This window comes from Pseudomonas alliivorans (assembly GCF_017826695.1).
Lineage (GTDB): Bacteria > Pseudomonadota > Gammaproteobacteria > Pseudomonadales > Pseudomonadaceae > Aquipseudomonas > Aquipseudomonas alliivorans.
The window spans coordinates 341391-354190 of the sequence record NZ_JAFFZW010000002.1 but is presented as its reverse complement, the minus strand read 5'-3'; the positions used below and the strand labels follow the sequence as shown (position 1 = coordinate 354190).

2 protein-coding genes (1 of these 2 only partly in view) are annotated in these 12800 nt (G+C 63.1%); both read right to left on the bottom strand.

What is annotated here, in order from left to right; all coding sequences use genetic code 11:
* Positions 1-3312, bottom strand: the beginning of a protein-coding gene (locus JTJ32_RS06235) for a non-ribosomal peptide synthetase (RefSeq protein WP_210041431.1). 14430 nt of this gene lie to the left of the window's left edge; the window shows 3312 of its 17742 coding nt (coding positions 1-3312); the start codon lies at positions 3310-3312; the stop codon falls past the left edge of the window.
* Entirely contained in the window at positions 3309-12800 is a 9492-nt protein-coding gene (locus JTJ32_RS06230) for a non-ribosomal peptide synthetase (protein ID WP_210041430.1), read from the bottom strand. Before JTJ32_RS06230 ends, JTJ32_RS06235 begins: the two co-directional genes overlap by 4 nt.

Genomic DNA, 12800 nt, shown 5'->3' with positions numbered 1-12800 from the left:
CGCCAGCGCGCTATCGGCAAACAGATCACCCAGCGCCAGCTCCAGCGACAGGCGCTGGCGTACCTGGGACACCATGCGCATGGCCAGCAATGAATGGCCACCCAGTTCGAAGAATCGATCGTGACGCCCTACCCGCTCGACCTGCAGCAACTCGCTCCAGATTGCCGCCAGGGCGATTTCAAGCTCGCCTTGCGGCGCCTGGTATTCGCCAGTGTTCAGTGCATCGCGATCCGGAACTGGCAAGGCACGACGGTCGACCTTGCCGTTGGCCGTCAGTGGCCAGGCGTCCAGGCGGACCAGTGCGCCGGGCACCATGTAGCCCGGCAGCACCGACAGCAAGGCCGTGCGCAGTTCGCCCACGTTCAAGGTGGTGACCTCTGTCCGTTCGGTGAAATACCCCACCAGCCTTGGCTGACCCGGCTCGTCTTCACGAGCAACGACCAACGCCTCTTCGATGCCCGGCAACTGGCTCAATTGAGCTTCGATCTCGCCCAGTTCGATACGTACGCCACGGATCTTCACCTGATCGTCGTTGCGCCCCAGGTATTCCAGCGTGCCATCGGCGTTCCAGCGGGCCAGGTCGCCGGTGCGGTACATGCGCGCTTCGCAGTTGCTCTGGAACGGATCACGCAGGAAGCGCTCGGCCGTCAGGTCCGGGCGATTCAGGTAGCCCCGCGCCACGCTGTCACCGGCCACATACACCTCGCCCGCCACGCCCAGCGGCACCAGTTGCTGGCGCTCGTCGAGCAGGTACACGCGGGTGTTGGCGATGGGTTTGCCGATGTCGAGGCTGCCGTCGGGCAGCAGACGTCCCGACGTCGCGACCACTGTGGCCTCGGTCGGGCCGTAGTTGTTGATCACGGCAAAGCCCGGATCGCGGTGAAACTGGCGCAGACGGTCGCCGCCGATCAGCAGCGTGCTCAAGGTCGGATGACGCAGGTCACGGCTGAAGGCGTATTCGGCGACCGGCGTCGGCAGAAATGCCACTTGCAGCGGCTGGGCAATCCACCAGTCGAGCAAGGCATCAAGCTGTTCGTTGCCCACCTCCGCAGGCGGCAGGTGCAGGGTCGCCCCGGCGCACAGCGCGGGCCAGACTTCCCAGGCCATGGCGTCGAAACCGAAACCGGCGACGCTGGCGGTATGACTGCCAGCGCGCAGGTCGAAGGTTTGGCAATGCCAGTCGATCAGGTTGTTCAGCGTGCGGTGCTCGACCATCACGCCTTTCGGCTGACCGGTGGAGCCCGAGGTGTAGATCACGTAGGCCAGGTGCGCGGAAGTCAGCCCTGCCACCTGCGGAGTGTCCAGACGTTCCGGCCAGCTCGGCTGATCGAAGGCAATGACCGTCGCAGCCAGTTCCGGCACGCGACTGAGCAATGCCTGCTGGGTCAGCACCACGTTTGGTGCGCTGTCGGTCAGCAGGTAGGCAATGCGTTCGTCCGGGTGTGACGGATCAACCGGCACATAGCCAGCGCCCGACTTGAGCACCGCGAGCATGGCCACCAGCGTATCGAGGCCGCGACGGGCCATGACGGCCACGCGGTCGTCGGGGCGCACGCCAAGGCTGATCAGGTGATGGGCCAGCGCATTGGCACGCAGGTTCAGCTCGCCGTAGCTCAACGATTGCTTACCGACCTGTGCGGCAATGGATTCAGGCGCGTGTTGCTCGATACGTTGGTGCAGCGTCAGGCTGTCAGCGAAATCGGACGGCTGTGGATTGAAGCGCTGCAGCAGGTGCGTGCGCTCTTCGAGCGGCAACATGTCGAGCTGCTCGGCCGAGGTCTGTGGCGATTGATCCAGCGCCTCCAGCAGATGCTCCATCACACGTTGCAGATACGCGCAGATACGCTGCGGATCAATCTGCGGGGACGTTTGCGCCGTCAGGCTGAACGCTTCACCCAGGTCATCGACGCTGACCACCAGCGGGTAGTTGCTGCGTTCCTGCGCATGCAGCACCTGAATACCCTGCCAGGTCTCACTGCCCGCCTCGGCAGGCGCGCTATGGCGATAGTTGAGCAAGGCGTTGAACAGAGGCGTCGGCGCAGCGACGCCGCTGCAACGCTGGGCCAGCGCCAGGGGCGCGTGTTCGTGACGCATCAGCGTGGTCAGGCGCTGATGGGTGGTGCGAATCGCGGTGCGCAGGTCCTGGTCGCCCAGATCCAGACGCAACGGCAAGGTATTGATGAAAATACCCAGTGCCCGTTCGGTGGCCTCGGCCCCCAACAGGCGGCCCATGAGTACGGTGCCGAAGACCACGCGCTGGCGGCCGGTCAGGCCAGCCAGCACACGTGCCCAGCCCAGGTGGAACAGGCTGGCGACACTGACGCCCAGCGTGCGTGCCTGATTGCGCAGGCGCTGACACAGCAATGGGTCCAGTGCCAGCGTGAATTCGCCGATGTCGCCGCCCTCTCCACTGAGGTCCTGCAGGTCGTAAGCCAGTGTCGGCTCATCCAGATCGGCCAGCATGTCGCGAAAGAACGCCTCATGCTCGGCTTCGCTGACGCCCAGCAACGCCTGGGCCACATAGTTGCGGAACGGCACCGGGGTGCCCAGCGCCTCGGCCTGTCCGGACAGGCAGGCTTGAATCTCGTGACGCACCACTTCCAGTGCGCTGTGGTCCATGGCGATGTGGTGAAACACCAGGGTCGCCTTGACGCCATCGTCGGTGTTCTGGTTGCAGATCAGGCGGATCAACGGCGCCTGTCCGAGGTCCAGCAGGATGCCTGCAGTGCTCGGCAAGGTATCGACGACCAGTTCCGCATGACGCCAGACCACCTGCACCGGCGTCTCCAGACCGTCCCAATGCACTGAAGTGCGCAGAATGTCATGGCGTGCGATCACCGTTTGCAGCGCCAGCGCAAAGGCGTCCAGACGCTCACGATCGGCAAACGCGAACTCCACCTGCATCACATACGGATCACCATGGGTCGCCGTGACGTGGTGATACAGAATGCCCTGCTGCAGCGGGGCCAGCGGATAAAGGTCCTGGATATTGGCGGCACCGCCCGGTATGGCCTGGACCAGTTGATCGATGGCGGGCTGATCAAGCACCACCAGCGTCAGCATGTCGGGGGTGATGTGGGTGCAGCCGCTCGGAATGGCGTTTTCCGGGAAGGTCTGCGTGCCACGGCGAGTGGTCAGTGCATCACCTTGTTCAAGGCGCTCGATCAGTGCGGGCTTATGTTCACGCAGGCTGTCCAGCAGGCCCTTATCCGTCAGTGCGCGGCGATTGCCCTGCACCACCAGTTGACCGTCCTTGACCGTCAGGTGGATGTCATTGGCTTTAAGCGTCGCCAGAAGTTCGTTGATACTCACAGGATAATCTCCATGTTCTCTGTGATGGCTGCGTAGCCCGCCAGCGTAGGGTGCTCGAACAGTGCGCGGACGTCGGCTTCAAGGCCTTCCTGACGCAGGCGCGCGGTCAGGCTGACCGCCAGCAGCGAGTGGCCGCCCAGTTCGAAGAAATTGTCGTGTCGCCCTACGTTCTCGACACCGAGCAGTTCGCTCCAGAGTTCGGCCAGCAGGGTTTCCATCTCGCCTTCCGGCGCTTCATAAGGTCTGGACAGCAACGCGTCTGCGCCCGGCACCGGCAGTGCGTGACGATCCAGTTTTCCGTTCGGGCTCAGCGGTAAGGCATCGAGGTGCACGTAAAGAGCCGGGACCATGTAGTCCGGCAGGTCTTTGCGCAGCGCATCGCGCAGGGCCTCGACTGACTTCGGCGCGCCGGTGTAATACGCCACCAGCCGCTGACCGCCCGGCTGTTCGTCGCGCACCATGACCACCGCCTGCTCGATACCGGGGTGACGAATCAGGCAGGCCTGAATGTCGCCCGGCTCGATACGCAGCCCGTTGATTTTCACCTGATCGTCATTGCGACCCAGAAATTCCAGATTGCCATCGGCCTGCTGGCGCACCAGATCACCGCTGCGATACAGGCGATCGCCTTCGACAAAAGGGCTGTCGATGAAGCGCTCTGCCTGGTGTTCCGGCAGGTTCAGGTAACCACGGGTGACGCCTGCACCGCCGATGTGCAGTTGACCGATGACACCCTGCGGCACGGGCCGATCATGCGTGTCGAGCACGTACAGACGCGTGTTGCTGACCGGACGGCCAATCGGCAGTGTGGTCTCCGGCAGTGGCATCTGCGGGTCCAGCGTCCAGAAGCTGCAATCGACGGTGGTTTCCGTCGGTCCGTAGACGTTGTGCAGACGCACCCACGGCAGACGCAGGCGCACCTGCTCAGCCAGTGCGGCCGTCAGCTCACCGCCACCGCAGACGATGTCGGTCAGGCTGTGGCACTGGCCGCTGTCCGGCAGCTCGAGGAACTGCTGAAGCAACACCGGCACGAACTGCACCACGCTGACCTGCCGCTCGCGGATCAAACGGGACAGATAAGCCGGGTCACGCTGCCCGTCCGGGCGGGCCAGCACCAGCGGCAGCCCGCTGCACAGAGGCCAGAAAATCTCCCAGACCGATGCGTCGAAACTGATCGGGGTCTTGTGCAACAGCCGGCCGTGCGGCGTCGCCGGGCACAGCAGTGAGCCCCAGCGCACCAGATTCGCCAGGTTGCGATGCTCCACCATAACGCCCTTGGGCGTACCGGTAGAACCCGAGGTATAGATGACGTAAGCCAGGTGACAGGCGGTGAGACTGGCAACTTCAGGGTCCTGAAGGCGTTCGTGGTTCCAGTCCGGTGCGTCCATGTCAACGCGCAACACCTGCTCGTTTTCCAGCAACGTGCGGGTCGAGCCCTGCACCAACAGCACTTTCGGCGTACTGTCTTCAAGCATGTAATGCAGTCGTTCGCGCGGATAACCCGGGTCGAGCGGGACGTAGGCACCGCCCGCCTTGAGAATGGCCAGCAGGCCGATCACCATCGGCGTGCCGCGCTCGACACATATCGCCACCCGGTCGTCAGGCTGCACACCCAGATCGATCAGATGATGAGCCAGGGCGTTGGCCTGCCCGTTGAGCTGTTGCCAGCTCAACTGCGCATGTTCGGCCAGTACGGCGATGGCGTCCGGCGTGCGGGCAACCTGAGCCTTGAACAGGTCCAGAAGCGTCTGCTGCGGGTCATGGGTGACGGCCGTTGCGTTGAACCCGACCAGCAATTGCTGACGCTCCCGCGCGTCGAGCACCGGCAACGCCAGCACAGGCAGATCGGGCTCAGTGTCGAGCGCATCGACCAGCCCGGTCAGCGCCTGCTGCATGTAGCCACAAATGCGTTGGGCACCCACTTTGGGCGCAACGGTCACGGACAGACGCAGGGACTCGCCCAGGTCGTCGACATTGAGGCTCAGCGGGTAGTTGGTGTGTTTCTCGCTGGCGAGAATTTCCAGCCCCTGCCAGCTGTCGCGCTGCGCGTCCTGTCTTGCCTGTCCTGCGCCGTGGCGATAGTTGAGGATGGCACTGAACAAGGGCGAGGATGTGCCGACGCCGCTGAAACGCTGTGCCTGAGCCAGCGAGGCGTGCTCATGCCCCAGCAGTGTGGCCAGACGCGCATGAGTGGCTCGTGCGCCATCGCGCACGCTGACCTCATCCAGATCCACCCGAACAGGCAGGGTATTGATGAACATGCCCATGCCGCGATCCGCACCGGCGCCCCCTTGCAGGCGACCCAGCAATACCGTGCCGAATACCACACGATCATTGCCGGTCGCGGCGCCCAGAACCCGTCCCCAGGCAAGGTGGAACAGGCTCGCGACACTGACGCCCAGTTGCCGCGCCTGGCGGCGCAGGCGGTGCATCAGTTCGTCAGGCAGTGCCTGCTGGTGTTCTTCGATGCTGCGACCATCGCCCTGTACATCGCGCAGGCCGAACGGCAAGGTGGGCTCGTCGATATCGCCCAGTTGCTCGCGGAAATAGGCCTCGTGCTCGGCCTCGCTGACGCCCAGACGTGCCTGAGCCACGTAGTTGCGATAAGGAACGGCAGGCAGGGTGGTTTCAGGCTCACCGCGAAGATGGGCGAGCAATTCCTCGCGCATCACTTCAAGCGCGGTCGCATCGACCACAATGTGATGAAACAGCAGCGTGGCAGAAACGCTCTCGCGAGACGGGTCACGGTTGTAATCCAGACGGATCAGCGGCGCGCGCGACAGGTCCATGGGGGCCGGACGGGTCAGATCGGAGACTTCCTCGACCGACAGTTCTGCATGTCGCCAGACCACTTGTTGCGGTGCTTCCAGACCCTCCCAGATCACTGCGGTACGCAGGCTGTCGTGGCGGGCGATGACTTTGCGCAAACCCTCGGCAATGCTTTGCAGGCGAGCCATGCTGTCGAAGTTCAGACGCAATTGCAGCAGATAAGGATCATCCTGCTCAGCCGTCAGGTTGTGATACAGGATGCCTTCCTGAAGCGGCGCCAGCGGGTAGATTTCCTGCACGTTGGCAGCGCCGCCAGGCACTGTCGAAACAATGCGCTCGATGGCGGCCTGATCCAGACGCGTCAGGCTCAGCATGTCCGGCGTGATGCGTGCGCAACCGATGGGCACGTTGTTGTCCGGCACCACGATCTCACGACCGCTCCCTACCGAAGCTGCCAGCGCCGCCACGCTTGGCTGGCCAAGCAGCACGCGCACATCGGCACTCAGACCGGCATTGCGCATCCGCTCCACCAGACTCACGGCCAGCAGCGAATGCCCGCCCAGTTCGAAGAAGTTGTCATGGCGCCCGACGCGTTCCAGGCCCAGTACCTGCTCCCAGAGCCCGGCAATGATCACCTCGATTTCACCTTGCGGCGCTTCGTAGACGGTAGTCGTCAGATCGGCGAGTTCAGGGTCAGGCAACGCTCGGCGGTCGAGTTTGCCGTGGCTGGTCAGTGGTAAGGCCGTCAGGCGCATGAACGCCAGCGGCACCATGTAACCCGGCAGTTGGTCCAGCAACGCCTGGCGCAGCGCCTCGATTTCCACGTCGGTCGTCTCGGTGAACCAGGCCAGCAAACGCTCGTTGCGTACCAGCACCACGGCGTCTTTTACGCCGGGCTGACCGGCAAGCGCTGTCTCGATCTCGCCCAGCTCGATACGCATGCCGCGAATCTTGACTTGATCGTCGTTGCGGCCCACGTAATCCAGCGTGCCATCGTTGTTCCAGCGCACCAGGTCGCCGCTGCGATACATCCGTGCCTGAGTATCAGCGCAGAACGGATCGGCAATGAATCGTTCTTCGGTCAGGTCCGGGCGATTCAGATAGCCACGGGCAACGCCTGCGCCCGCGATATACAGCTCGCCGATCACACCGACCGGCACTGGTTGCCGTTGCTCGTCCAGCACATAGAGACGCGTGTTGGCCACCGGACCGCCAATGTGCAACTGCGCCCCCGGAATCACCTGACCCGAAGTCGCGACAACAGTGGTCTCCGTCGGCCCATAGTTGTTGATGACCGTAAACCCGGGGTCCCTGTCGAACTGCCGCAAGCGGTCGCCGCCGATCAACAGCGTGCGCAGGGTCGGGTGCTGACGTGTGCGGCCGAACGCCTGTTCGGCAACCGGGGTTGGCAGAAAGCTGACCTGAAGCGGCTGCGCCAGCCACCAGTCGAGCAACTCATCAACCTGTTCGTTGGCGACTTCGGCAGGTGGCACATGCAACACAGCGCCAGCACAGAGCGCCGGCCAGACTTCCCAGGCCATCGCGTCGAAGCCGAAACCGGCAACCGTACTGGTGTGGATGCCTGCGTGCAGGTCAAACGCCTGGCAGTGCCAATGCACCAGATTATTCAAGGTGCGATGTTCGACCATCACGCCCTTGGGCTGGCCGGTCGAGCCTGAGGTGTAAATGACATAGGCCAGATGACGGGCGTTGAGCCCCGCCACCTGTGGATTGCTGTCGGGCGCGTCGTGCCGAAGTCCGAGGTCAAGATTCACCTGATGCACGTTGCCCACCAGACTTGCGGTCGAATGTTCGGTCACGACGGCGCGTGGTGCGCTGTCTTCCAGCAGATAGGCGATGCGGTCGGCAGGGTACGCCGGGTCTATCGGAACGTAGGCGGCTCCGGCCTTGAGAATGGCCAGCATGCCGACCACACGGCCCGAACCTCGACGCAGACACAACGCGACACGCTCGTCCGGCTCCACGCCCAGACGGATCAAATGGTGTGCAAGGCGGTTGGCCCGCTGGTTGAGTTCGGCATAAGTCAGCACCTCGTCACCCTGCACAACGGCTTGGGCCTGCGGCTGACTTGCTGCGCGGGCTTCGACCTGTGCGTGCACCGTCAGGCCTTCGATAAACCCTCGTGCACTGGCATTGAACGCCGTCAGCACCCGTTCACGCTCAGCCGTTTCCAGAATCGACAGGCTTTCCAGCGGCTCGGGCAAGCCCTGTTCCAGCGCCTGCACCAGCTGTGTCACAGCGTTGTTCATCCAGGCTGCGATGCGCTCGGCCCCCATGCCATGCCGCGCAAGCACATGCAGGTCGAACCCTTCGCCCAGGTCGTCCACGCTCAGGGTCAGCGGGTAATTGCTGCGCACTTCACCGCCCAGCACGCGCACGCCCTGCCACACGCCTTCGCCGTCGCGAGGCCGGACTTCGGCGCTGTGGCGGTAGTTGAGCAAGGCGCTGAACAGCGGTGAGCCTGAAGCCACGCCGCTGCAGCGCTGAGCCAGCACCAGCGATGCCTGTTCATGAGCAATCAGAGCCGAGAGTCGAGAATGCACGGTCTTTACGGCGTGACGGGCGTTGCTCGTGGTGTCGACACGCAACGGCAAGGTATTGATGAATACACCCAGCGCCCGGTCTGCGCCCTCGCCGCCTTGCATGCGACCCAGCAGCACCGTGCCGAAGACCACGTCACGTCGATTGGCGATGACACCCAGCACGCGCGCCCAGGCGGCGTGCATCAGGCTCGCCGCGCTGACACCCTGCTGCCGGGCCTGCTCGCGCAAGCGAAGCGCCAACTCGTTGTCGAGTACCCGTCGGGCCTGCTCGACATCACCGCCGTCTGAACGAACGTCCTGCACCCCGAACGGCAGGGTCGGCTCGTCTACATCACCCAGCATGTCACTGAAAAACGCTTCATGTCTCGCATCGTCATTGGCCATGCGCACATGCGCCACGTAATTACGGTACGGCACCGGAGCGGCCAGAGGCGTCTGGCGATCGAGCAGCAACGCTTCCATTTCCCGTGTGGCGATTTCCATCGCAGCGTTGTCGAGTACCAGATGGTGGAACAACAGCACGGCGGCGACTTCACCGCTGACCGGGTCATGGGTGTGAACCAGACGCATCAATGGTGCCTGGGAAAGGTCCAGGCGATGATGACGGGCGTCGAACCGCTGGTGCAGACGATCCATCACGGAGTTGGCAACGTTTTCATCAGCAGCGGTCTCGCTGTCGAGGTTGACCTGCTGGACCACCAGATCAGCCTTGCGCCAGACCACCTGTTGGGCGCTCTCAAGCCCTTTCCAGGCCACAGCGGTGCGCAGAATGTCATGACGATCAATGACCTGTTGCAAGGCATCGGCCCAGGCGTGCAGGCGCTGCGGACTGTCGAATGCCAGACGCCATTGCAGCAGATAGGGATCGCCCTGCTCCGCAGACAGATGGTGATAGAGAATGCCTTCCTGAAGCGGTGCCAGCGGGTAGATTTCCTGCACATTGGCAGCGCCGCCCGGAACGCTGGCGACGATACGGTCTATCGCGGATTGATCGAGACGGGTCAGGCTCAACATCTGCGGGGTGATACGCTCACAACCCGGCGGCACCGCGTTGGGCGGCACGGCCAGTTCGCGAAGCTCGGTACGGCTCGCCGCCAGTGCAGCAACGGTGGGTTGCGAAAGCAACACATGCACATCGGCATTGACCCCGGCGGCGCGCAGCTGCTCTACCAGCTTGATCGCGAGCAACGAATGGCCGCCCAGTTCGAAAAAGTTGTCATGCCGCCCTACCCGCTCAACGCCCAGTACCTGCGCCCACACAGCCGCAATCGCGACTTCGGCTTCACCTTCCGGTGCTTCGTAAGCCTGGCCCAGCAGGCTGGCGGGGTCGGGATTCGGTAACGCACGGCGGTCAAGCTTGCCGTTACCGGTCAGGGGCAGAACGTCCAGCCGGGTAAACGCGCGCGGCACCATATAAGCCGGCAATCTGGCGCGCAGGGTCTGACGCAACTCGTCCGTGTCCACGCTCGAGGTTTCGGTAAACCACGCCAGAAGCTGCTCGTCGCGCACCAGCACTACGGCCTCCTTGATGCCGGTCTGGCTGACGATCACCGCTTCGATTTCACCCGGTTCGATACGCATGCCGCGAATCTTGACCTGATCATCGTTACGGCCCTGATAATCAAGCGTGCCGTCGGCATTCCAGCGCACCAGATCGCCGCTGCGGTACATGCGCGCCTGCGCGTCCTCGCTGAACGGATCGGCCAGAAAGCGCTCCTCGGTCATTTGAGGACGGTTGAAATAGCCTCGCGCAACACCCGAACCACCGATGTACAGCTCGCCTGTCACACCAATAGGCAACGGCTGCAGACGCTTGTCCAGCACGTAGACCCGAGTGTTGGCGATCGGACCTCCAATGTGCAGCGATGTACCTGCCCGCACCTGCCCGGAGGTGGCAACCACCGTGGTTTCGGTCGGGCCATAGTTGTTGACCACCGCGTAGCGGCGGTTTTCGGCGAACTGACGAAGACGGTCGCCGCCGATCAACAGGGTCCGGAGCGTCGGGTGGTCTTCGTCCAGGCTGAACGCGTATTCGGCGACCGGTGTCGGTAAAAAGCTGACGTCCAGTGGCTGTTTCAACCACCAGCGCAGCATCGCATCGACGTCATCGCCGCTTTCCTGAACTGGTGCCATATGCAGGGTTGCGCCCGCACACAAAGTCGGCCAGATCTCCCAGGCCATCGCATCGAAACCAAAGCCCGCCAGACACGACGCATGCCCGCCTGCGGTCAGCTTGAACGCTTCGCAGTGCCAGTCCACCAGGTTGGCCAGCATCCGGTGTTCCACCATGACGCCCTTGGGTTGGCCGGTGGAGCCTGAGGTGTAAATCACATAGGCCAGATGGCTGCTGCGCAGCGAAACAATGTTGGGCTTGATGTTGGAACCACGGTCTTCATGGCAGTGGTCCAGCTCGATCACCGGTTGGGTCAGTGTCGGTAGACGCTCGCGCAGATTCGCCCGCGTGAGCACCACCGACGGCGCGCTGTCGCTGAGCAGATAGGCCAGTCGCTCGCGAGGATGCGCGGGATCGATGGGGACGTAAGCTGCACCGGCTTTCAGAATGGCCAACAGGCTGACCAGTGTGTCCAGTCCGCGACGCGAAACCACCGCGACCCGGTTGTCTGGCACGATGCCTGACTCGATCAAACGTCGCGCAAGGCTGTTGGCACTTCGGTTGAGTTGGCTATAAGTCAGGCGCTGTCCATCAAAAATCGCCGCCACCGCTTCCGGACAATTCCGGGCATGCTGTTCGATGCGCTGGTGAATCAGCGGTTGCCTGGCCGACACAGTGTCGGTGTCATTCCAACGGCTCATTTGTCGGCGTTCGGCAGGTGTCAGCACGTCGAACGCAATGGCCTGCAATGCAGGATTTTCCAGCGCCTGCTCGATCACTTGCAGCAGCCGCTCGCCGATTGCACGGGCTTCGGCGTCATCGAACCAGGCGCGGTGATAGACCACGTGCAGCGAGGCCTGATCGCTGAAGTGGTTGGTGCGCATGTGCAAGGCCAGAGGCGTCGGCTCATAGCCATTGGAGACTTTCACGGCCTGCGCCTGAATATCACCGAAACGGTAGTCGTGGTTGTCTTGCTCGTAGGACACCGAGACTTCGAACAGCTGTGCCCGGTCTTCACGGGACACGCCCAGGGTGCGGTTGAGTTCGCTCAACGGAAAACGCTGGTGACGGAAATCGCGCTTGAGGCTGTCACGCACTTCGGTGACCAGCGCCGAAAAATCGAGGTCTTGCGCGAAGGCCATGCGCACGGCGCTGACCTGAGCGAAATGCCCCAGTGTCGCCTTGAAGCGTGCGCCCGTGCGGTTGAGCAATGGCAAGCCGACCACCCAATCGTCGCGCTGTGCCGTGCGGGTGAGGTAGACGTGCAGCGCAGCCAGCAGCACATGAAACGCCGAGGCACCGCAGCGCTCGGCAAACTGGTTCATGCGCGTGTGCAGCGCGGCCGGGAACGCCAGTACACAACTATGAGACGGCGCCGGGTCGGTGGACCTGCGGTTGTGGTAACGGGACACCAGCAGCGGCTCCGGCAGATCCCGGTACTTGTCCAGCCAGTAGGCCTTGTCCCGTTCATAACGGCTTGAATCGTGATAGCGCGCATCATCGTTGATAAAGTCGCTGTAGGACGGTCCCTGAAGATCGAGGCTTGTGCCCTCAGCGAGCGCGGTGTACTGCTCGGCCAGCGACTTGAGCAACTGTCCGAACCCCCAGCCATCGAGAATCAGGTGATGCGCCTGAATGCCCAGCCAGTATTGACCCTCATTCGTAAGCACCAGGCAGAAGCGAAACAGCGGACTGCCATCCAGGGCATAAGGGCGCTGCATCTGCTCGCGTATCAACGTCTCTGCGGCAGTGGTTCGAGGATCGTCGCGAAGGTCGTGTAGCGGCAGGGACACAGGGATGAAGTCGGCGTAGCGCTGCATCGGCAAACCGTCGGCACCGGCCCCCGGCAACAGGACCGTACGCAAGCCCTCATGCGCCGCCATAAGCTGCTCGAACGCACGCTGCAACAGGGTCAGATCGACATGGCCGACCAGCTTGACGTAGCCGCCAACGTTATACAGAGGCGAGTCGCCACGGCTGATCTGGTCCAGCCAGATGTCACGCTGGGCAGCGGTCAGAGGGAACAAATCAGTGGCCGACAT